The sequence below is a fragment of the Paenibacillus naphthalenovorans genome (genome assembly GCF_900099895.1).
GTDB classification, from domain to species: Bacteria; Bacillota; Bacilli; order Paenibacillales; family NBRC-103111; genus Paenibacillus_G; species Paenibacillus_G naphthalenovorans.
Genome location: NZ_FNDY01000007.1, coordinates 108,385 through 131,310 on the forward strand (window position 1 = coordinate 108,385; position 22,926 = coordinate 131,310).

The 22,926-nt window shown below is 50.5% G+C and carries 22 protein-coding genes; 9 read left to right on the forward strand and 13 right to left on the reverse strand.

From position 1 onward, the window contains the following. Positions 1–188 precede the first annotated feature (188 nt). Positions 189–380 carry a hypothetical protein gene (locus BLT35_RS09520; protein WP_062409990.1) on the forward strand — a complete coding sequence of 64 codons (192 nt, stop codon included), beginning with the start codon at positions 189–191 and terminating at the stop codon, positions 378–380. Here the strand turns inward: BLT35_RS09520 and BLT35_RS09525 are convergent. Then, positions 375–1,181, reverse strand: a complete 807-nt coding sequence (locus BLT35_RS09525) for a serine/threonine protein kinase (protein ID WP_074727672.1) — start codon at positions 1,179–1,181, stop codon at positions 375–377. The genes BLT35_RS09520 and BLT35_RS09525 overlap by 6 nt on opposite strands. A 204-nt stretch (positions 1,182–1,385) precedes the next feature. Between BLT35_RS09525 and BLT35_RS09530 the strand changes: the two genes are divergently transcribed. The 3 genes from BLT35_RS09530 to BLT35_RS09540 all read left to right on the forward strand — a co-directional run bounded on the left by BLT35_RS09530 (position 1,386) and on the right by BLT35_RS09540 (position 3,959). Further along, complete coding sequence (locus tag BLT35_RS09530; RefSeq protein ID WP_074727674.1) at positions 1,386–2,225, forward strand: phosphatase PAP2 family protein; 840 nt, start codon at positions 1,386–1,388, stop codon at positions 2,223–2,225. Positions 2,226–2,466: 241 nt separating this feature from the next. Continuing rightward, complete coding sequence (locus tag BLT35_RS09535) at positions 2,467–3,528, forward strand: FUSC family protein (protein WP_054818322.1); 1,062 nt, start codon at positions 2,467–2,469, stop codon at positions 3,526–3,528. Positions 3,529–3,761: 233 nt separating this feature from the next. Continuing rightward, positions 3,762–3,959, forward strand: coding sequence for a cold-shock protein (locus BLT35_RS09540; protein WP_062409993.1), 198 nt, complete (start codon positions 3,762–3,764; stop codon positions 3,957–3,959). A 61-nt stretch (positions 3,960–4,020) separates the two neighbouring features. Here the strand turns inward: BLT35_RS09540 and hprK are convergent, their stop codons facing one another. The 6 genes from hprK to BLT35_RS09570 form a co-directional block, all read right to left on the reverse strand. Next, positions 4,021–4,929, reverse strand: coding sequence for an HPr(Ser) kinase/phosphatase (hprK, locus tag BLT35_RS09545; RefSeq protein ID WP_062409994.1), 909 nt, complete (start codon positions 4,927–4,929; stop codon positions 4,021–4,023). Between the two features lie 341 nt (positions 4,930–5,270). Then, the gene (locus BLT35_RS09550; RefSeq protein WP_062411068.1) at positions 5,271–6,275 is read right to left on the reverse strand and encodes an acrylyl-CoA reductase family protein; all 1,005 of its coding nucleotides are present in this window, start codon (positions 6,273–6,275) and stop codon (positions 5,271–5,273) included. Positions 6,276–6,478: 203 nt separating this feature from the next. Beyond that, on the reverse strand, positions 6,479–8,023 hold the full coding sequence (locus BLT35_RS09555; RefSeq protein WP_062409995.1) for a solute symporter family protein: 1,545 nt from the start codon (positions 8,021–8,023) through the stop codon (positions 6,479–6,481). Between the two features lie 3 nt (positions 8,024–8,026). Continuing rightward, a complete protein-coding gene (locus tag BLT35_RS09560; protein WP_054818324.1) occupies positions 8,027–8,350 on the reverse strand; it encodes a DUF485 domain-containing protein in 324 nt (107 codons plus the stop codon). Between the two features lie 184 nt (positions 8,351–8,534). Further along, positions 8,535–9,299 (reverse strand): LytR/AlgR family response regulator transcription factor, encoded by a 765-nt coding sequence (locus BLT35_RS09565; protein ID WP_062409996.1) that lies wholly within the window; start codon positions 9,297–9,299, stop codon positions 8,535–8,537. A 14-nt stretch (positions 9,300–9,313) separates the two neighbouring features. Then, the gene (locus BLT35_RS09570) at positions 9,314–11,059 is read right to left on the reverse strand and encodes a LytS/YhcK type 5TM receptor domain-containing protein (RefSeq protein ID WP_082660890.1); all 1,746 of its coding nucleotides are present in this window, start codon (positions 11,057–11,059) and stop codon (positions 9,314–9,316) included. A gap of 251 nt (positions 11,060–11,310) precedes the next feature. Between BLT35_RS09570 and BLT35_RS09575 the strand changes: the two genes are divergently transcribed. After that, positions 11,311–11,889, forward strand: coding sequence for an LOG family protein (locus BLT35_RS09575; RefSeq protein WP_062409998.1), 579 nt, complete (start codon positions 11,311–11,313; stop codon positions 11,887–11,889). Positions 11,890–11,973: 84 nt separating this feature from the next. Here the strand turns inward: BLT35_RS09575 and BLT35_RS09580 are convergent, their stop codons facing one another. The 6 genes from BLT35_RS09580 to BLT35_RS09605 all read right to left on the reverse strand — a co-directional run bounded on the left by BLT35_RS09580 (position 11,974) and on the right by BLT35_RS09605 (position 20,033). Next, a complete protein-coding gene (locus BLT35_RS09580; RefSeq protein WP_175471969.1) occupies positions 11,974–14,328 on the reverse strand; it encodes an amylo-alpha-1,6-glucosidase in 2,355 nt (784 codons plus the stop codon). A gap of 26 nt (positions 14,329–14,354) precedes the next feature. Then, positions 14,355–15,170 (reverse strand): carbohydrate ABC transporter permease, encoded by an 816-nt coding sequence (locus BLT35_RS09585; RefSeq protein ID WP_054818326.1) that lies wholly within the window; start codon positions 15,168–15,170, stop codon positions 14,355–14,357. A 12-nt stretch (positions 15,171–15,182) separates the two neighbouring features. Beyond that, complete coding sequence (locus BLT35_RS09590; RefSeq protein WP_062410000.1) at positions 15,183–16,088, reverse strand: carbohydrate ABC transporter permease; 906 nt, start codon at positions 16,086–16,088, stop codon at positions 15,183–15,185. Between the two features lie 58 nt (positions 16,089–16,146). After that, positions 16,147–17,484, reverse strand: a complete 1,338-nt coding sequence (locus tag BLT35_RS09595) for an ABC transporter substrate-binding protein (protein ID WP_062410001.1) — start codon at positions 17,482–17,484, stop codon at positions 16,147–16,149. An 88-nt stretch (positions 17,485–17,572) separates the two neighbouring features. Beyond that, entirely contained in the window at positions 17,573–18,586 is a 1,014-nt protein-coding gene (locus BLT35_RS09600) for a LacI family DNA-binding transcriptional regulator (RefSeq protein WP_074727678.1), read from the reverse strand. Between the two features lie 103 nt (positions 18,587–18,689). Continuing rightward, positions 18,690–20,033 carry a glycosyltransferase family 4 protein gene (locus BLT35_RS09605; protein WP_074727680.1) on the reverse strand — a complete coding sequence of 448 codons (1,344 nt, stop codon included), beginning with the start codon at positions 20,031–20,033 and terminating at the stop codon, positions 18,690–18,692. A 194-nt stretch (positions 20,034–20,227) separates the two neighbouring features. Here BLT35_RS09605 and BLT35_RS09610 point away from each other — a divergent pair, with 194 nt between their 5' ends. The 4 genes from BLT35_RS09610 (at position 20,228) to BLT35_RS09625 (ending at position 22,843) form a co-directional block, all read left to right on the forward strand. Continuing rightward, positions 20,228–20,506 (forward strand): spore germination protein, encoded by a 279-nt coding sequence (locus tag BLT35_RS09610; RefSeq protein WP_054818334.1) that lies wholly within the window; start codon positions 20,228–20,230, stop codon positions 20,504–20,506. A 12-nt stretch (positions 20,507–20,518) separates the two neighbouring features. Continuing rightward, positions 20,519–20,761, forward strand: coding sequence for a spore germination protein (locus tag BLT35_RS09615; RefSeq protein WP_054818335.1), 243 nt, complete (start codon positions 20,519–20,521; stop codon positions 20,759–20,761). A gap of 24 nt (positions 20,762–20,785) precedes the next feature. After that, positions 20,786–21,220, forward strand: coding sequence for an Hsp20/alpha crystallin family protein (locus BLT35_RS09620; protein ID WP_054818336.1), 435 nt, complete (start codon positions 20,786–20,788; stop codon positions 21,218–21,220). A 108-nt stretch (positions 21,221–21,328) separates the two neighbouring features. Then, positions 21,329–22,843, forward strand: a complete 1,515-nt coding sequence (locus tag BLT35_RS09625) for a LysM peptidoglycan-binding domain-containing protein (RefSeq protein WP_139170794.1) — start codon at positions 21,329–21,331, stop codon at positions 22,841–22,843. The last annotated feature ends 83 nt before the right edge of the window (positions 22,844–22,926 follow it).

Here is a 22,926-nt window from a genome sequence, read left to right on the forward strand (position 1 = left end):
GAACAAACATTAAATTAACATGAAAAAAACATGAAAGTCTTAAAATAGCGCTTTAGTCGCAGAAAAAACCTTAAAAACGACAAAAAAAGACTTAGGAGATCGCCAACATTTCTCCTTACTCCGAGTTACGGGCGAAACCTTCCGGATTCTTCTTCGTAGTACCCACCAAACCAAGGGAGGGATCCGGTATGTTCAAAAATTTGCTGAGAAAAATGGTTTATTCGTTTCGCAAGCCTAAACACGGCGGCTACCGCTATGGGAACAGCTCGGACAAATACCGTCATTCGCGCAAGTATTCCTCTTCGCCGTCCCGATCCGGCTACGGTCATTCCCCATACGGGCATAAATACTACAAAAATAAAAACCGCTCCAGTTCATAACGTCCGGAGCGCTTGCTTCAAGTCCCGTATAAGCGATGACGCATCTTCATACGGCGGTTCGATTTGCAGCAGCCGCCGTACTATTTTTCTGGTATGTGACGTAAGGGAGAGCTCCTCCTGCCAGTCTTTCTCTAACTGGCCGGGCCGCTCTTCATAAGACGAATACAGCATAAAAAGCAGGAAATGGCCGACGGCGTACAAGTCGCTCTTTACCTCCGGCGTTCTCCGTATTCCCGATTGTTCATTCATGTCCGTGTCCGATCCGTCCACATCCCCAATGCGTCTCGCCAAACCAAAATCGATCAAAACGGGCTCGCCGTTTCTGATCATCACATTCGGTATCCGGATATCCAGATGAACATAGCCTTGAGCATGGACAAACCGGACAATACTCATCAAACGAACGATCCACTCCAGACTTTCCCTTTCGGAAAATCCGCGATTCTGTTCAAAGAGAAGGTCCTCCACCGTATGACCCTCCACCCAATCGACAGCCATACATAAGTGCTTGTTGTGCCAAAACGACCCGCGGCACCCCGGAATGTTCGGATGACGGAGCCGTTCCAGTATGGCCATCTCCCGTTCGAGCAGATGCCTGCTCCGCTTTCCTTTACTAGGCTTGGCCTGCTTTACGACAACCTTGTCGCCCCTGACCGTATCCTGGCACAAATAAGTCAAGCCATAGCTTCCTTCTCCGAGAAATTCAATGATTTCGTACCTGTCCGCCAACAGCAGGCCTTCCTTCCACGGATAATCGATCCAAGCCTGGTATACCTGCTTGATGTAGCCCAGTCCCAGCATGGTGCGCTCCTTTCACGATTCCGGATGGGAATGTTTTTCGGAATTCACGTCTTCTTCAGCCGCGGCTTTGCAGACGTAACAGTTGGAGCTAATTATAGCAGAATCTTCGAAGATTGGCTTGGAGGGGGTCTTTCACCGCTCTATACATCCGGCTGGCCGTCCATGTACAATGGATGGGAGATATCATGGAAACAAGGAGGAGCCATGGCCTTTAGAGAGATGCTGTACATAGGTTTGTTTCTTATAGGTTGGGCGTTTCTCGCGGCGGTCTTCGCTTTTGCCGATCTTGAGATTTCCCGGTCGCTTGCCGATCCGCGATCAGGCTGGGCTTATTTTTTCGAGGCGTTCGGCGAACACCCGGCACTGCTCATTCTATTTGCAGGGACGAATTTTTTATGCCCTACAGCGCGAACGTATTCTCCCACGGTCCGGTTCGCAGTAACCGCCATCAGCGGGGCGGCCGCCATCCTGACAGGCTGTGTAATCGCTTATTTAACGGCTCATCGGTGGATGAACATAGAGCTTACCTTTCTCTCATCCTTGATGATCCTGCTCATTGCCGGCCTGGCGATGGCCGCCGTTCAACTGCTGCTCCATCGCATCCCGCAGCAAAAGCTGCTGGAGCATCGGAAAGCCGTCTGGATCACCCTTGCGCTCATCATCGGCGAGCTGCTGCTTGTCCATACGCTTAAGCTGTCTTGGGGAAGAATCCGGTTCCGGGATTTACTGCCCGATTATTCGAACTTCATGGCATGGTATGCTCCGCAAGGCGCCGAGGGACACCGGTCGTTTCCATCGGGGCATGCGGCTAATGGATGGGTGCCGTTATCCCTCATGTTCTTCGTCCCGCTGCACCGGAAGTTTTGGCGAACCGCGGCTCTGACCGTCGCTCTTGGATGGGGTTTCCTAACCGCCTACAGCCGGATCGTGATCGGGGCTCATTACGCTTCCGACGTTCTCTTTGGAAGCTGCTTAACCCTCAGCTTGTTTTATATTTTGTACCGGCGATCGTTCTCCCCGCTAAAGCACGACAAGCCGGCATGAGGCTCCCTGTGCCCGGACATGCTATGCATCGCATACGGCGATGACAAGTGAACGGCTCCGCTAACCGTTTGCAGCTTTACGCCGCGGCTTGCCGATGACGCCCACCAGGGACGGCAATCTTGTCTTGATATGTCGATGGGATTATAATCGTAACGAGCATGGCCTCCTCGTCAGTAGGATTCGGTGGCCCGTGCTTCAGTGATGGACAACATCTGGAAGAAGATTGCTTGGAGGGGTTTCTGTGTCCTTTGGCGCTCGAGTATTAAAAACGGGTATCGCCGTTACCCTGTCTTTATTTCTTAGCGGTTTATTTGACATTACGCCACCGGTGATTGCTGCGGTAGCGGCTATTTTTGCCATGCAGCCCTCCATCTACCGGTCATGGCGTCATTTATTGGAGCAGCTTCAAACCAATACGCTCGGGGCGGCGCTCGCCCTGCTGGCAGGCATGTTCTTCTCCAGCGAACCGATTGCCATCGGACTTGTCTGCATCGCGGTCATCATGATTTGCTTAAAAATGAAAATGGAAGAAAGCATCGGGCTGACCCTGGTTACCGTCGTTGCGGTCATGGAGGCTTCGGGACATTGGGACTTCGCGCTCAACCGGTTCCTGCTCATTTTAATTGGGATCGGCTCGGCGTCTCTGATCAATATCATCTTTTTCCCTCCCAAGCCCAGAGAGCAGTTCCTGAATCAAATGCAATCCGTATTTTCGAAAATGTCGCTTCTTTTAAGAACCGCGATCTCCGATGAAATCAAGGAGAATGTGTTCCGCGATGAGAAACAAGAGCTGGAAAAAGCCATGAAATCGCTGTCGGACAAGTACCAGCTTTTTGAGGAAGAACTGAAGAAGCTGCGGCGCGCAAAATACAGCCAAACACGCAATCTGGTCATTTACAAGCAGATGCTGTATACTCTGCATAAAGGGATGGAAGTTTTGGATGCGGTGGAAGAGCACTATTTCCCCGCTGCCCGGACGCCGGAGACCGATCAAGCCTTCGACCAGCACCTGGAACGTTTGATTAAATATCATGAGCACGTACTGCTGAAATTCGACGATAAATTGAAGCCCGAGAGTCTTGACGGCTCCCGGTTCGAAGAGGAAAACGACCGGTTCATGAACACGCTGTTGGAACGCGGCTCGGAGTATCGGGAAGGCAAGCTCCGATTGTCCGTTGTAGCGGGAGCCATGTACGATTACGGTTATCAGACGGGCAGGCTGGATAAGCTGCTGGAACAGTATAACCGGAGCAGCGACGATAAAGAACCGCTGGAGACGCTGACCTCCTGGATCAAGAAGTAGCTCTTTAGGCTTTTTGCTTCAGCGTTTACAATAAGACACGCCGGTCCGGCTTTCTTTCCATTTTTCGCATATAAAATGACTTTATATCTCATATTATAAATAAAGGCAACGGGGGACCGGGGACTATCCAGTAACTTCACATATGAAATCTCTGCACCGAACTCCCTCATTAAGAACTGTCCTGCAGGGCAGTTCTTTTCTGTTCAACTCTATGACGCTAAGGAGGAACCATCATGTATTTTTCCAAACGGGACATTGAGCCTCTGCAACAGGAGGAAACTGCGGTTTGGGCGTGCAGCAAAGAAGAGTGCAGTTGTTGGATGAGAGACGATTTCTCCTTTGAGGAGGAGCCTTCCTGCCCGATTTGCTCTTCCTTTATGATTCGCGGCACCAGGATGCTTCCGGTCCTCGTCAACATCTATAAAAGGTAAGAAAAAAGAACAGCTTTCCGGGACAATCGGAAGCTGTTCTTTTTGGTCCCGCGCCATTTTCCTACCCTTTTTCCAGCCGTTTCATGAAATCTTCTGCGGCGCTGTAGCCCTGCTGGCGAAGATACCAGTTATTGGCCGCCGCCTCCACCAGTCCCGCGACATCTCTTCCCGGCTGAAGCTGAATTTCGATATGCGGAATTCGAATGTCCATATACTCGGTGTACTTCGGCTCCAGCTCCAGTTCATTATTCAACGCATGCTCTTGCCACTTCGTCAATTCGATATCAAGTACAATGCGTGTCTCATCCTGGAACGCTTTTCTTCCGTAAAGACGGGAAACATTGATCAACCCGATACTGCGAAGGGCCAGAAGCTCCCGCGTTTTGCCGTCATGGGTGCCAAGGATCGTCTCCGGGCCGATTTTTTTCAAAACGACGATATCATCGGCTACCAGCCGGTGCCCGCGCCGAATCAGCGTATGAGCGGTTTCGCTTTTACCGACGCCGGATTTGCCGCGAAGCAATATACCGATTCCGGACACATTGACACAAACGCCATGGACGGCAATTTGCGGCGCCAGCGCTTTCGCCAGGTACGCATCCACCAGTTCAAGAAACCGGAATGTAGGCTCGTGCGTGCGAAGCAGCGGAATCCCCTCTTCTTCGCAATATTTCAGCAAATACTTCAGCCCTTCCTGATTTCGGGTCACTACAAAACAAGGCGGGTGATACTTCACGATGTTCCCGATGCGATGATTTCGTTCCTCTTCACTCAGCGTATGTAAATAATTGATTTCTTTTCTGCCCAACACTTGTACATGAGCATGAGAAAAGAAATCAAAATATCCGACAAATTCAAGCCCCGGGCGATATGCCCTCGGTTTGGGTATCGTTCGATGCATATGCGATTCCCCGACCAGCACTTCTAATGAGAAGCGGTCCACTAAATCTTTTACTGTGACAGACTTCATTTTTTAAATCTTCCTCTCGCACCTTCTTCAATCTTCTACAGGTCAACAGATGAACTCTTTTTTGTGTATGACCATGCCATATTAATTCTACACAACGCCCTGTTTCCCTTTTGCAGATACCGATATAGAAGTGACGAATCGGGTAAAAATGACTTGGATTAAATGACAGGAAATGGGTTACGGAACGCACTTTACAAGGTTTTGAAATGAATCTCTTATTGTATTCATTATTATCCATTTAAACATTTATGATCCTAAAAGATCTAACCGCAAAAAAAGCAGTCATCACAAAGGCGTCCTCCGTCTTCTGCGATTACCGCTTTCCATGGTTGAATGTATAATTAAGTACCCTTACAAGAGGATATCTTAACCAGTGTTCTGCCTTGGGCCTGGCCTTTGAGAATACTTTGAACGACGCCGGGAATTTGCTCCAAAGCGATTTCCGTGTACATGCTGTTCAACATAGCGGGCTTTAATTCCGAAGTCAACCGGTTCCAGATGCGGACCCGTTTTTCCATAGAAGCCATGACGGAATCGATTCCTATCAGCCGTATTCCGCGGAGAATAAAGGGAAATACGGTCGTTGCCAGCTCTGCGCCTCCCGTTAAACCGCTAATGGCTACCGTCCCGCCATATCGCGTGCTGCTTAAAATATACGACAGCGATTTCCCGCCGACACAATCGACGGCGCCGGCCCAGAGCTGTTTGTCCAACGCCCGGACTTTTTCAGGAACCAGTTCGTCCCGCGAGATGACCCGCGCGGCTCCCAATTTCATCAAATGCTCCTTCTGTTCGGCTTTCCCTGTGCTCGCCACGACTTCGTACCCCAGTTTGGCAAGCATAGCTACAGCCATACTCCCTACACCGCCTGTGGCTCCTGTCACCAGAATCGGACCTTGGTCAGCGTTCACGCCGCCATCTTGTAATTCCTGCACCGATAAAGCGGCCGTGAAGCCCGCGGTGCCGAATATCATCGCTTCTTTCATGGAAAGTCCCTCCGGCAATTTTACCGCCCATTGGGACGATACCCTGGCATATTCGCTAAAACCGCCATAATGGCTCACACCCAGCTCATATCCCGTAATCAGCACTTCGTCTCCCTCATGAAACCGACCATCTGTGCTTGACTTCACGATCCCTGCAAGATCGATACCGGGAATAAATGGATATGTTTTGACAACGTTTCCATTTGCGATGCAGGCCAATGCGTCCTTATAGTTGACACTGGAGTAGACGACTTGGATCAGCAGCTCGCCTGACGGCAAATCTTCTATCGTCATCTCCCGGATGCCGCTTGTTACATCGTTTCCCGATTGCTCCACAACCAATGCTTTGAACGCTTTGATAAGAATCACTCCTTAGACGACGGATGTTCCTTTATTATAAATCCTACGGCCCGCAAAGAAAAACTAAACTTTCAACCCGGCGAGGACGGCTAATGGCGTTTAAGACAGAACCCATCCGGAAAAGAGCTCATGTCCCTTTCTTCGCCGTGGCTTTCATTAGACGGATATGCAAAAAGCCGGCCTGACGGGGCCGGCTAATCCATTTATTTGGCTTGAGCCAAATCCTGTATTCCCGTGTTCGCTTTGACTAATATCTCGTCATACTTCACATCATCCTGCTTCGAGGACAGGAAGGTTCCGAGGAAAGCCCCCAGGAAGCCGAGCGGAATGGAAATGATCCCCGGGTTCGTAAGGGAGATGAGCGGGGTACCGACGAAGATCGCTTTCCCTGCTACCGGATCCCAAACGTTAGGACTGACCGCTACAAGAATGAGCGCGCTGAGAACGCCGACAATCATACCTGTAATTGCTCCTGCCGTATTAAACCTTTTCCAGAATACGGTGAACAAAAGAACAGGCAGGTTCGCGCTGGCGGCTACGGCAAAAGCCAGGGCTACAAGAAACGCAACATTCAGCTTCTGCGCAAACAGAGCAAGGATGATCGAGATGATCGCTACACCGACGGAAGCCAGTTTCGCCGCTTTAATCTGCTCTTTTTCATGAGCCTTCCCTCGCCGAATAATATGGGTATAGAAATCGTGGGCGAAGGCGGAAGCGGCGGAAAGCACAAGACCCGCAACAACAGCCAGAATGGTGGCAAAGGCTACAGCCGATACAAAGGCGAACAGGAATTCTCCGCCAAGGACTCTGGCAAGGAGAGGCGCAGCCATATTGCCAGCGGCGTTAGCGCTTACAATGGCATCATGGCCTACGAATGCCGCTGCACCGAAGCCGAGGAACACCGTCATGACGTAGAACAAGCCGATGATCCAAGTGGCTACAACGACCGATTTACGTGCCGTGGGGGCGTCTTTTACCGTGAAGAATCGGATCAGAATGTGCGGTAATCCGGCTGTGCCAAGAACAAGAGCAAGGTTAAGGGAAATCGTATCGAGTCCGTTCGAAAATTTGTTGCCAGGATTCAAGAACGCTTCCTTCAGCGGAGTTACAGACCGCATCTGCTCAAACATATGCCCGACGCTGAAATCGAATTTGGCAAAAACAATGAGCGAAATAATAAACGTACCGGCGATCAGCAGCACACATTTAATAATTTGCACCCAACTTGTCGCCGTCATGCCGCCGAAAACAACATACACTGTCATGAGAACGCCGACGATGAGCACGGAGGTCGTGTAATCAAGACTTGGGATAAGAAGGGCAATGAGTCCCCCGGCGCCAACCAGTTGGGCGATCATGTAGAAGATCGAAATCACGATCGAATTGATTGCCGCCACGCCGCGAATCTTCTTATGATCAAAACGGGCGGCGATCATATCCGCCATAGTATATTTGCCTAAATTTCGAAGCGGTTCCGCTACGAGATACAATACGACAAGATAGGCGACAAGGAACCCGATGCTGTAGAAAAATCCGTCAAAGCCGAACAATGCGACCATTCCTGCGATACCCAAAAACGATGCCGCCGACATATAGTCGCCCGCAATGGCCAGCCCGTTCTGCCAACCGGTCAATCCTCCGCCGGCGGTATAAAATTCGCTGGTCGTTTTTGTTTTTTTGGAAGCGTAATAGGTAATGACAAGGGTACCGAGCACGATCACAAGAAAAAGAAGGAAGGCCGTATTCATGGATTATCCCGCCTTTCTTTGTTCAGCATGCATTTGATCTTTGATTTCTTCGCAAATCGCGTCGAATGTTACGGATTTCTTGGAATACAGGGAACACAGAACCCATGTCATAATAAATTGAGCGAAAGCAAAGACCCACGCCCAAGTAATCGAGCCGACGGCAGGTGTATTCAACACATTGGAGAAAGCAGTAAGAAACGGAAGGGTAAAATAAAATGCACAAAAGAAGAGCGTCATCGGAATAATAAATCGTTTTTTCTTATCCATCAGCTTGCGGAAAAGCTCAGAATGGGCAATATCGCTGTAAGTCAACTGGTTCTTTTTCATACGCGAATCCCTCCATAATATGGGCTTCACCTGATGCATACAGGCACAGCCGGCAAATGTAAGCGCTTTTATAATTATTATAGCGTCTCTTTTTTAATGCAGTTCGGTTTCGGTATGAAACGTCGAAATTCGTTCCTTAATTGCAGAAAAACAGTCCTCAACGGACTGTTCATTAGGATGATGCTTATTGCCCCTGCAAAAGCCGAATCAAATCTTTTGCCGCAATCCGGGAAACCGGCAGCTTCGTCCGTTTGGCATCCTTGAGAATGGCATTGTACGCACCGTTAAACCAAGGCTCGATCTCTTGAATATAATCCAGATTCACCAGATAGCTCCGGTGAGGCCGGAAGAACGTGGCGCCAAGCCTTTCCTCAAGCTCCTGCAGCGTCTGCTTCGTTGCATAGGAACGACCGTCGGCCATATGGATATGAGTTACCTTCTCCTCCTTGACCGCGTAGAGAAAAAGCTCCGCCTCGAGCACAACCATCCGGTCACCGTCATCGATCAAAAGCTTGTTTCTTTTGAAAGCGGGGGCTGTCGGCGCTTCCGTCTGCTTATGGGCTTCCGAACCGCCTCCGGCTTCCGTCTTTCTCGCGCGGATGCGATCCAACGTCCGCCTAAACCGCTCTTCATCATAGGGCTTGAGCAGATAATCCACCGCCTCGAGTTGAAACGCTTCCAACGCATACTGATCATAAGCCGTCGTGAAGACAATAAACGGCCGGGGATCCAGCTCATGCAGACGATAAGCCGCCTGAATGCCATTCATCTCAGGCATCTCGATGTCCAGAAAAACGGCGTCCGGTTTATGCTTTTGCGCAATCTCCAGGGCCTCAGCACCGCTTGCGGCCGATGGGAGCACTACGATGTCCGGCTCCTTCGACAGCAAATAGACGAGCTCTTCTCTTGCCAGCCGTTCATCTTCGGCGACCATGACACGAAGTTTCATTTGGGTGTCCCCCTTCATTCCCCATTCGTATAAGGTATGGCTAACGTTACTCGCGCCCCGCCCTCCGCCCGGTTCTCGAACGAAAGCGCAGAGTCGGGACCGAGCAAGCTGATTAAACGCTGATTTACATTGTGCACGCCAAGACCGGTGCTCCCGCTCCCGCTCATCGGAGTCGTGCCCAGCTTATCCAGAAAATCCTCCCGAATCCCCGATCCGTTGTCCTCGACAACAATCCGTACGATCTTGTCTTTGCGTTCCATGGCGATTCGCACCCAGCCGCCGTTCGTTCTCTTCTTCAGCCCGTGCTGGATGCTGTTTTCCACGAGCGGCTGCAGCGTCGACGGCGGAATCGGCACCATTTCCAGCCCCCGTTCCACTTTCCACTCCACTTTGAGCTGATCGGCGAACCGAACCCGAATGATCTCCAAATAAGCATTCACATGCTCCACTTCCTGATAAAGGGGAATGAGCAGCGATTGGGTGATCTTCAGGCTCATGCGCATGAATTGGCCCAACTGCACCGTCACATGGCGCGCCTGATCCGGATCGATCCGGATCAACGTCACGATGGAATTCAACGTGTTGAACAGAAAATGCGGATTGATCTGCGCCTGCAAAGCTTTGAGCTCGGCATCCTTCATCAGCGCTTCCAGCTTCTCCGCCAACGCGATCGTCAGTTGACTGGAGATCAGCTTGCTGAAGCCGTACGCAAACTCCACCTCCACTTTCCGAATCTGTTTCGGGCTGCGGAAATAAATCTTGGTCAATCCCGCCGTCCGGCCCGATTGGTTGAACGGTACGATCAGAGCCGCGCCCAAAGCTTCATGATGAGGCTGAATTTGATCGCGGTGCATGGCGATTTGAATTTTGCCGGTTCGGATCGCCTGTTTGGACAATTCCGTTAACAAGGGTTCCCCGGGAACGTGCCGGGAGGTGCCGACACCCACATGAGCAAGGATCCGCTGCGTATCCGTCACGGCAACCGCATCGGCTTGCAATTCACGCATCAGTATAGATGCGGTAGCCTCTGCTGTCGTGTAGGTCAATCCTTCCTTCAGATGGGGAAGCACCATTTCCGCAATCGTTAATGCCCGCTGCGTCTCATGCGCGGCCGCACGTTCTTCCTCTTTGAACGCAACCTGAATCATCGCGACGAAAATGGCGATCCCGATACTATTGGCGATCACCATCGGAACGCCGACACGATTGACCAGCTCAATGGCCGTTTCCGAGGAGGTCGTATACACCAACAGAATGCCCATTTGCAAAATAGGGGCGAATACTCCGATAAACATGGCCTTGATGGGAGCGATGATCCTCTCTTCATAAAAAAAACGGGCAATAAGCCCCGCCAGAAGCCCGATCAAAGGAGTGGAAACCGCATGCGAAGGACCTGCAAGACCCCCGAGCAGCAAGGAGTGCAGACCGGTCAAAAATCCCGCTCCCGCGCCCACGTAAGCGCCGCCAAGCAAACCTGCCAGCACTACCCCGATGAGCGCGGAATGGGCCATGATCTCATCCGGGCCGAGAGCGGACACCCAGAACGTCGAATCGATTCCCTCCGGGCTCACTATGGCACCCGAATACGTCCCTGCAATCCCGATCAAACCAAACAGCAGGGCAAATACCGTTCCCGTCCGGGCATCAACCTCCCGATCCAATATATTTCGAAACAGGGGGATACGTGTCAATGTAAACATCAGGATCAGAAGCATTCCCATTCGTTCGAACAATACCAGTAAGAGCTCTTTCAAAAGCATTCCTCCCGCCGTTCAGGCAGAAAGCCCCATAATTATAAATTGTTAACTATCGGTCTCTCACCTATTCAGAATAATCAATTGTTTTCATTCACGCAATCGGTTTTCCAATTTCAAGACATGCAGAACGGCCCGCAGAATATATCGGCTAAGCGTGAAATATGCCCTCTCATGGTCTTGAGCATATTTCCTATTCTCCAAATATAGTATATTATACAATGAATATCATCTACATATAGTGTGGGGTGGACCATATGAAATCAATCTGTGTTTTTGCCGGATCCAATGCGGGAGAGCATCGCGACTATCCAATGAAAGCGGCCGAGCTTGGACAGGTTATGGCTCAAAAAAAGATTCGATTAATTTACGGCGGATCCAGGATCGGCTTAATGGGTGAAATCGCCAACGCCGTTCTGAAGGGCGGAGGCGAAGTGATCGGGATCATGCCCAGAGGATTGTTTAACGGGGAAATGGTACACCGGGAGCTTACCCGGTTCATAGAAGTTGAAAATATGCATGAGCGCAAAGCTCAAATGGCGGAGCTTGCGGATGGATTTATTGCTCTGCCCGGCGGGTTCGGAACATATGAAGAGCTTTTCGAGGCCTTGTGCTGGTCACAAATCGGCATTCATCGAAAACCCGTCGGCATTCTCAATATCAGAAACTATTTTGATCCCTTCATGAATCTGATTCATCACAGCATCAGCGAAGGTTTCTCCAATACATCGCATCTCCGGCTGATTCTGAACTCCAGTGAACCTGCGGAGCTGATCCATCTCATGGAAAGCTATGTTCCTCCTATGCTTGAGCGAAAGTGGAAGCAGTTGGATTAGTTCCGAAAGGCTCTTTGATATAAATAAAAAGCATACGGCTGATCCCGGTTTCAGACCGGCCGCATGCTTTTTCCCAAACCCAATCTATTTCGTCAAACGCTTGATTTCCTGATGGTAACGCACGAATCCCCAAACATACATTCCTATAGACCAAGCCTGCAGGAAGCAGCCGTTGAGAGGCTCCGGCTTATTGGCGCGGTACAGCTCCGCCGCCATTCCCATCTCATCCAAAATCCGGGAAGCGATCATGCGCAAGAAGGCGACGCCTTGTTCCGCACGCCCGGCTTTGAATTCGGCCATGGCTGTCCAGCCCGTGGTCAAATTCCAGACCGCCCCTTCCTGATAGCTGGACGGATCGTACCCCTTCCCTTCATCCTTGCTGCTGCGGGTGCGAAGGCCAAAAGGCGTGGTCATCTCCTCGGATTCCAATCGTTCCAGGGAAGACTTCACCCTCTCAGCATCGGCCAGCGTAGAGAACATGAGATTGACGGCATAATTGGGACGCAGCGTCGGGTCCGGCGTTCCGTCTTCCAGCAGCCGGTCGTAATAATAACCACCGTCCTCAAACCAAAACTCCTCCTCATATTTACGCTCTACGATGTCCGCCTTCCTGCTCCATTCGCGGGCAAACTCCGGCTCCCCGACCAGCCCGGCTACATCGGCCGCCGCACGCAGCGCGTGCCAATACAATCCCTGCACATCGTTGCTGCTCTTTCTGCGGTCGATATGATCCATCCACTGCGTATCCGGAATGGTGAAGGCCTGCGACGTGGAGACATCACCGACAATACCGTGCTCCAGGAAGCCGTCTCCGTCACGGTCACACCGCTGCGCCCAAGCCATCGATTTTTGAATACTGGAAAAATGGGCTTTGGCGAATTCCGTATCCTGAGCGGCATAAACATACTCGCGGAATAATATCGTCTGGAGCAGCACCCCTTCTGCGGACCCTCCCCAGGAAGTCTGATGCATAAAGCCCGGTCCGCTGATGACCGTCGGCATATCCCCGGCGAATGCTCCCGGACGATCCTCTTCCAACTGTAGAGAAATGAAGTTCAGAAGCACTTCCTTGACGAATTCCATATCCCCGATCGCAAGATAGGCGAATGCCGTCCAAGCCGAATCCCTGCTCCAATAATTGGGAAACCGGGGGAAGCCGGCGCAAATGCCTGCACCGATCTCGGGGTGATTGAATTTAAGATTTTTCAGCGCCAGCTTGGCAAAGTCAAACGCCTGGTCCAGCTCCGCATCCCCTGTTCTAACGGCGATAGTGTTCTCCAGGTATTCACGATGAGAGGAAACCGCTTGAGCGAATTGTTCTTCGGCGTTTTGCAGCGACCGGGAAGCGATATGCACAGCCCGTTCTTTGCTTTCCGGATCCCCGGACAGCACAACCGTAACGGTCACGGAAGCATGAGGCTCGACTTTTACCGGAATCCGGAAATGAAAGCCGGGATCCGCACCTTCATAGGAGGTGCCGAAAGAAGCTGTCATATCCGCGTCACAGGCGATGACACCGACATAAGGCAGCTGCGGGTTCTCCATCACAATGCTTCTTGGCGTTGCCCTGAACTTGAATTGCTTAGCTTTCACTCCAAGCAGGCCATACGGTACCAGCATCGCTTCCGTATTTCCGATCAGTTCAACCTCTCCCGCTTCGTCCCCGTCGTTAGATAAGATAAACCGGGTGAACACCGCAGCGTCATCCACCGACATAAATACTTTCCGCTGAACCGTCAATGAGCCGAAACGGCTGTATGCTTCCAGCCTTCCCGGCAGATGGTCCGCTCTATCCGTATAACGGACGAGAGGATACGACCCGGCTGCTCCCCTCTCCGCAAGTTCCCATTTCAGATGCCGGATGTATCTTGCCGGCGGACTGTACAAGCCTCCGTTATCGGTGACCAGGCCCCACCAGTTCCAATCGGCGGACAAATCTCCGGCCCAGTTGATCACAGCGAACGATGCATCATTGGATAAGGCGAGCGGACGATGGAAAGGGCCGGTCGACATCAAGCACGGCTCCTGGATATCCGATACCTCGTCTTGAATCGTGAATCGGGAATAAATTTTGCCGAAGGCATACTGCTCCGTCACAATGACGATCGAATGCTCGCCCGAGGCCAAGCCTCCCGGCAGCAGAACGGTCCACTCCGTCGGAGCGCCGACTTCAAACGTATACGGTCTTGTCTCGGAGATGGTTCCCGCGTTCCGTCCCTGATATCCCTGCCGGATCCAAACCAGAGAAGGATCGACCTCGCTGCCGTCCAGCAGCAGTTTGAAGTCGATCGCCACACCGCCGAGCGCCAACGGCGGGTTGTCCAGATTAAAGCGGAAGCCGATCCGCTCGCCGCCTGAATAGGCATTGCGCAGGCTGCCCTTCACATAAGTCATTAAGTAGAAAATATCGCCCAATTGTTTGGCTTGAATTGTATTCAATGGTTTCTCCCCGCTTTTCATTGAACTTACCCCTTCACGGCCCCCGCCATAAGCCCTTTCACAAACTGCTTCTGCACGCTCAGGAACAAGATCAGCACCGGAATCAGCGAAAGCACATTCGCCGCCAGAATCCTTGACCACGGAATGGCGATATTCTCCTGAGCCAAGAGCGCGAGCCGGAGCGGAATCGTGAACTTGTCTTCGCTTTGCAGCAGGACAAGCGGCATCGTAAAGGAATTCCAGTTATGCACAAACTCGATAATGGTTAACGTCGTGATCGCCGGTTTAATGAGCGGAAGGACGATCTGGAAAAACAGGCGGAATTCCCCGCTGCCGTCGATCCTTGCCGCTTCGAGCATTTCCGTCGGAACATCGTCGATATACTGCTTGGTGAAGAAAATACCGAACACGGTGACCCCAAACGGCAGGATCAAGCTGGCCAGACTATCGTATAACCCTATTTTGGTGATGATAAAGTAAATCGGCAGCAGCAGCACGGTCGGCGGCACGGTCATCGTGGCGATCAGAAGAATAAACAGAGCGTTTTTGCCCATGAATTGCTTCTTGGAGAAGGCATAGCCCGCCATGCTGGAAAAAACCACTACCAAGGCGGTGCAGCTCACCGATACAATAATCGAATTTGTAAATGTAGTACTAAACTTTAGTGCTTCCCAAATTTTCGGGTAGTTGCTCCATTCCAGCGTATGCGGCCAAAAGGTTGGAGGAAACTGGGTGATTTCCAAATCGCTTTTCAAGCTGGAAGCAAAAAGCCAGTACAGCGGCAGGAAAAAGACCAAGCCTATGGCCCAAAGGATAATCGTTGGAATCCATTTTTTGTTCATCGTTTCCTCCCCCTATCCTAACCGTTTATCCACTAGTTTTTTCTGAATGATGGTAATAATGACGACTAAGAAGAATAAAATGTACGACATCGCAGCCGATGTTCCGATACGGTAATATTTGAACGCCTCATTAAAGATAAGGAACGGTACCGTCGTAGTGGAATCGGCAGGACCTCCGCCGGTCATAATATAAATTTCCTGGAATACGTTCAATGAATCAATGAGCAAGAGTATAAATACGACAAGCGAAATCCGGCCGAGCAGCGGCCATGTGATCAGCCTCAGCTTCTGAAAGGGAGTAACCCCATCCACATCGGCGGCTTCATACAAATCCTTGGGAATGTTCTGCAAACCCGCAAGATAAATGAGCATGAAATAGCCGACTTTCTTCCAAACAGTCATGATGGCAATGACCGGCATGGCCCACACGGAGCTCGCAAGCCAGTTGGGACCGGTAACACCAAACAAATTCAGGAGCGCATTGATCAAACCGCGATCGCCGTTGAACAAAAACATAAAGATCAAGCTTGCGCTTACAACGGATAAAATATAAGGAACAAAAAAGATCGTACGAACCAGGTTCACCCCTTTAAGCTTTTGATTCAGCAGAAGCGCAAGGCCTGCGGAAGCAAACATCGTAATGGGGATGAAAATGACGCCGAAATAAATCGTATTGAAGATGGCTTTCAGAAATAGTTCGTTTTGCAGCACTCTGGCGTATTGCTCCAGTCCGACGAATGCGCCCGGGATTTCGAATAAACCCGAATTTCTTAGCGCTATGGGCTTGATATCCTTAAAGCTGGCGACAAACGACCAGACGACCGGATAAACCAAGAAAAGTCCGAGTATGATGACCGAGGGCAAAATGAACACATAGCTGGTCCAATCACCGATCACGCTGCGGATTTTTTTCTTCATAATTTGCCTCCCAACAAGCAGAGCACCTGGGTTAGGTGCTCTGTTTTTTACCCGGATATTAGTTTTGCTTCAAAATGGCATTCCCTTTTTCTTCAAGTATTTTCAAGCCTTGCTCCGCAGACATGGAACCGGAAACCACTTGGTTCAGAACGCTTTGATAGACTTCGGCTTCCACTTGAGACCACTGCGGTACAGGAGTGGAGATACTTGGATACTCTAACCCTTTGATAAAGACGAGGAATTCCGGATGCTCCTTGAAGTATGGCATGTCTGCAAGGTCTTTACGAATAGGCACGCGGTACGGATAGAAGTTGCCGTCATCGGATTTTTCACCCTTCATGACCAATTCTTGTCCTTCCTTGGAGCCCAGGAATTTGATCAGCCTGATCGCAGCATTCAATTTGTCGCCTTCAACGCCGGATGGAATGCACAGCATGTTCGGTCCGATATCCGCCGCTTTGCCTGCAGGTCCGGCCGGCACTTCAGCCGCTGCCACTTCGAACTTGTTGGTCGCCTTCCAGGCATCCGACACTCCCCATGGCCCCTGGAACTGCATGGCTACCACTTGGTTGCGGAAATCCGCCATCACCGCGCCGCCGTCTTTGTTTACCGTATCCGGAGGCGTCACCTCTTTAACAAGCTTGGTGTAGAACTCCAGCGCCTGCTTACCTTCCGGAGAGTTCAATCCAACCTGATAACCGCCTTTGCCGTCTTCTTTTACAATCTTGGCTCCAGCCTGGTTCATAAACATGTTGACCATCCAGGTGATATCGTACACTTGCTTGCCCACGAGACCAAGGCCGAATTGATCCGGCTTGCCGTCTCCATTGGTATCGATCGTCAATTTCTTGGCCGTTTCATACAGCTCTTCCCATGTGGTCGGCGGATGCTGGATGCCGGCCTTATCAAAGAGCGTTTTGTTATATACCAGCTGTACGGAATGTCCAAGCCATGGGTAGCCGTATAGCTTGCCATCCCATGTACCTAAGTCCCAGAGCTGCTCATAGTAATTGTCTTTTTCACTATTGAATTCTTCGGACAGGTCGACATAAGCTCCCTGCGGCGCCAGTCCGCGCACATCACGGTAAGGAATTTGCATCACTTCCGGCGCGTCCCCGCTGAGGATTTGCGTCAGCAGCTTCTGGCCGTTCTGGGCGCTTCCCAGCAATTCTACTTTGACATCCGGATTTTTCTTTTCGAATTCGTCCACAATCTCACGGATCGCTTTCCCCCGCGGGGAATCGCTCGCCCATGTGATTTGCATCCGGATGGAAGTCGTCTTGCCCGGCTCCGATGCCTTTTCCCCGGCGGACCCGTTATTTTCCTGCGCAGCTCCACAAGCGGTAAGAGATACCGCCATCATACCCGCGAACAATGCTCTTGGCCACTTTTTCATGTTAGGTAAGAACCTCCCTCAATCATTTCTTGATATAAAAATCCTACGTATGCATTATTGCTAACGTTGGCATTTTTAGCGAAAAAAATTAGATCGACTGCCTTTCACAAATCGTCGGCGAAATGAGTACCCGAGTTCCGGCTCTGGCACCCGTGTCCAATTGCTTGGTCAGCACCTGCAGCGCGGATTGGGCCATAGATGGAATCGACTGGTCAATCGTCGTAATCGGCGGGTGGTAATACTCGCCCATGTCGAGCTTATCAATACCCAATACCGCTACATCCTCCGGTATCCGAAGTCCACGCTCGTAAATCGCACGGTATACCCCGATCGCTCTTTCATCCCCTGAAATAAAAATAGCATCTGGCCGCTGAGGCGACCCAAGAGCCTCCTTGGTACGGAGATAAGCCGATCCAATGTCGGATACGTCGTATAGAATGCTCCACCGGTCTGCGGACACATGACGGTCTGCGAAAAAGCGGCGGATCCCCTCCGATCGATCCTTGTTGACAATGTAGTTTGGATTGCCAAGCAGAAACAGCATGCGGCTGCGCTGCTTGGAATACAAGTACTGCGCCGCCAGGTACCCTGCGGCCACATTATCAAGATCCACATACGAGGTATCAAAATGATCAAGGTCTTTACCCAGAATAACAAACGGAATCTGCTTTTCCCGTAAATATTCAACGCGCCGGTCATTTTCGATCATATCGAACATCACCGCGCCGTCGGCCATTCCGTGCTTCAGCAAATAAAATCCGTCGTTCTCATTGTCCTCGTAGCTGTCGGCAGAAGAAGAGGAAATCACCATCCGATATCCCAGTCGGTGCGCTTCCTTCATCATTTCATGCAAAATTTTGTTATGAAATGCACCCCAAAAGCGGCCCCGGTGCTGATCTACAAAAGCAATCAAGGTGTTCGTTTTTTTCTCTCTAAGGCTTTTGGCCAGCAGATTTGCTTTAAACCCCGTCTCAGCCACCACTTTGAGAATCCTCTCTCGGGTCTCGGCTTTTACATTCGGATCATCGTTGATCACCCGGGAAACGGTTCGGATCGAAACTCCGGCCAACCTAGCTACATCTTTGATTGTTTGCGTTTTCATGTGCATTCCCTATTCTTTCAGACCGTTTCATTATTGCCATCGTTGGCATAATTATTGTATCCGTTTTCCGACAGGGTGTCAATACCAGGATGTAGGATCGCGTTTAAAATAATGATGCCAGCATTTTTTTCAGAGCTTCGTAGGACAAATGTTCCTTTCCCAGTTCGAAGTTGTGCTCCATACAAGCGCTGCGGAACTCCCCATCCAGCAAATATCTAATGACTTCCTGACCAGCCTTTGCCATGAGTTCTCCGTCAATATGAACCAATCCCTCCGCGTCGACCCGATGCTCATTTCCAAGAGAAACGATATGGAAGCCATAAGGTTTAATATCCGTGCCAAATACCGGGTATTCATATACGGCCATCGGTTTTTTGGCGTACAATCCTTCCAAAAACTGATTTCCCCAGCCTTCCAGCACACTCGGATAAGTGACGAAATCCGCATGGACATAGGCATCCCATAAGGAATATATTTTTTTGCCGTCTTTGGTGACACGAGTCGCTTCGATCCATTCATTGACGTAAAGCAGCTTGACGTTCTGCGCCGCAGCCCGCTGGTTCAACCCCTCGATGTATTTGGGGGAAGCCTCTTGAAGCCCCGCCAGCACCAGCACAATTTCACCGTCCTCACCCATGATTCGGCCGTCATATAACGGCCGCTCCTTGAGCCGCTTCAGGTTCTCAGGCTTACCGATTTCCGCCGCCAGATCAATGGCCAGCTCGATCGCCTTTCGTTCGGCAATACGCGTAGCCTGCAGCAAAAGAATGTCGTTCTCCTTCACGCCGATCACTTGGCGGAAATCGCCGTTATAATCGTCAATCGTCCAAGCCGGAGCCGAGAAGTCGAACACGTTCGGAACGACGGTTGATTGCTGCCCCGTCCGCCGAAGCAGCTCCTGCTGGGCAATTTTATTAATCACCACCTGCTTGACATTCGCGAGCTTCGGCGGGAAGTACTCCGTCAACCAGCCACTGACATAGCGGTTTGTAGGACGGCTGTATTTGATGCGTTCCCAATGAAAATCATGATTGTGCGCTACACAAGCGATGTTTTTTTTGCGCACAACTTCCGCGAACGCGAGTCCCGCGGGCAACCCCCATCCCAACGACCAAATGTTATTGGGAACGATCACATCGAGCTCGTATTCATCGATGATCCTGCAAAGCGCTTCTTCAATCCTGGCAGCGAAGGCCAGTACATCATCCCGGAAAGCTTCGGCATCGGGATAATCCGTAAGCTGTTCGTAAGCGTTAGCCACGAATCGGTTATTCACCGGATGCTGATAGTGCAGTTCTTCGATCACGATCCCTTCTTCTTCCCCTAAACTACCTGCCAATAAATAGACACGATGTCCCAATTCCTCAAGGACCTTCTTCCATTTCTCCATTTCTAAGGAGACGCCATCGGTTTCTCCTGCGCGAAAATGGCATAATGCGATTTTCATGGTGCTTCCTCCTAAACCCATTGAGTGGATACGCTACAAAATATTTTTGCCAACGTTGGCAAAAGCAAAGACATTATGATTCTAAAATAATTTCTTTTAAATTACAACTGATTTTTCAGGAGCTTCCGCTGCATCAGTTAAACGCCTTCACGTTCTTGAAAAAATCTTAATCTCTGGGCCAACTCCCGCATATAATGTTAAAGAATACGGTCGGGCAGGGGAGGGGGGCATTGTCTACGGTTATTAATATTTTCTCCATGAAAATCAACAGCATCTCCAACAATGGTTCCGTCAACATTGGAGAGTCGTTTCACAACAGCCATACCGCCAATTCCAAAACAACAGGCGAAAATTCCTCATACGGCGATCATGCACCGCCCACTGCAACCATGAAAAATATTTACGTGGATCCCGACGTCAATGATCAGAATGAAGTCGGGAACGTAGATAAGGTGAATGCCAAACAAATCTAGGAGGACTTGTGCATGCCTTTTCTCATAAATATCGCTAATATGAAAACAAACGGTGTAACGCAGAACGGCAATATTGATATTGGTGCAACTGTGCATAACAGCCATACTGCAAACACCAAAATGATCGGAGCCAACTTTGCTCTGGGCGATATCTCCCTGACGGTCTCGAACATGTTTAACGCTGTTATAGATCCGGATATCAGCGATCAGGATCAAATCGCTAACCCTTCGGCTCCGGTGACCAATCAGTTTTAAGTCCTTCCTTCGGGAGTGAGCGGAATGAATATGAAGAAAGTAAAAGAATGGATGGAATTGGCGAATCAATGCGCCACCGGTGACTTTTGGGGGACCATCATGGATTCCAATGATCAAGACGACCCCCTGTCCACAACCCCCGAGAGCTGGAGCCCGCCGGTGGACATCTTCAGTACGAGCGACGAAACCTTCATTCTTGTGGAGCTGCCCGGAATCCGTAAGGAAGAATTGGATCTAACGATGATTGGCGATTCGCTAATTATCAAAGGAATGAAAAATAACAGAATACCCATCGAGGATTCCATCCTGTCGGAGCGATATACGGGTACCTTCGAGCGCAGCATCCGCCTTCCTTACCCGGTACAATGGAATACGGTATCCGCCAAATTAGCAGAGGGGATGCTCGTCCTCAGATTCCCTCTCCCCTTGTACAGGGAAGCCAAAATATCGGTTGAATAAGCTCTCCGCCAAAACCATATCGCTCATCTCCAAAAAGAAGCTTTCCTTAGAGGGCTTTTGGCATAGTATAGTGCGATAACACGATCAAATGGTAAAGGAAGGAAACTCATGCTGAATTATGTTGTTCAACGAGGCGATACCCTTTATCTGATTGCCGGACGGTTTGGAGTCGCTATAGAGGTGCTCATGAAAGCAAACCACCTGACTGCACCCGGTTTGTACGTCGGACAAACGTTAACCATTCCGGTATCCGTGCCGTTTGAATATGTCGTGCAGCCCGGCGATTCGCTTTACTCGATTGCACTGAGATTTAATACGACGATAGAAGCGATCATGATGCTTAACAGGCTGACATCGGCCGCGCTCCGGCCGGGTCAGCGGCTGCGTATTCCCATCTACACGGAGGCCGTCGTCGATGCGGATACCGCCAATGTACGCGGCAGCGCGGGGACGGCTTTTCCGGTCATCGCCCGAATGGATCGCGGTGCCCGCCTTCCGCTGACCGGCATCGCCGGGGATTGGGTTCAGGTTCGCCTGTACAATGGACGGACGGGCTGGATTTTCCGCGATATCGTCAATCTGGTCCCTCACGACGGAGAACGGCCGATCCAGGAAATATTCGGTTATTATACGGAGGAAGAAGGTCCGACATTACCCAGCTCTTACAAGGTCTTCTCGGAAAATACAGACAGGCTGTCCAATATCGGCATGTTCCATTTCCGTATAGACAGGGAAAACCCGGAGCAAATCGAGAAGTTTCCTTTATTTGAGGATGCTTATATGCGGGAGGTCGTGGGGCTAGGCCACCGCCACAATATTAAAATGCTCGCTACCATCCATAATCTGCTGTATGAACGGGGAAAACAGGAGGTCAATAAAGAAGTGATCCGGCGGATGCTGACCAATCCCGACACCCGCAAAGCGTTTATTCAAAATATCATCGCGCTCCTGCAAAACTATAACTTTGACGGTGTAAATATCGATTTCGAAGATGTCCACTATGAAGACCGCGAGCTGCTTAACTCTTTCTACAGAGAATTAGGACGGGAATTAAAAAGCAGGGGGTATTATTATTCCGTCGCCACCCCGTCACGAACCTCGGACGCTCCTACAAATCCTTTTTCCGCTCCCTTCAATTATGCGGTCATCGGGGCGGCCGTCGACGAATTTGTCGTCATGCTGTACAACGAGCACGGTTGGCCCGGCAGCGGCCCCGGACCGGTGGTTTCCATCGGATGGATGGAGAACGTCGTCAAATATGCGTTAACCAAAATGCCGGGCAGAAAAATTACGGCGGCCGTTTCCGTATTCGGTTTTGATTTCAATTTAACGACCAACCGGAACACGTATGTGACTTACGACATGGCGATGGAACGTGCCAAAAAATATAATAAAACGGTCGTTTTCGATCAGAAAACGCAGACGCCCATGTTTGCATATACAGACGAAGCCGGAAATCAGCATGAGGTATGGTTTGAGAATGCTGCAAGCATTCGCGCCAAGCTGCAGCTGGCCCACCGTTTGGGTATCCGCGGGATTGCCCTTTGGCGTTTAGGGATGGAGGATCCCGAAATATGGACAATGCTCGCCGATGAATTTGTCATTGCCAAAAGTGTTACTTAACATCCGCTATTCCATGCTCAAGACTCCGCTATATGGACACCTTGCCCTATATACCGGAGTCTTTTGACGACTAGCGGATCTTT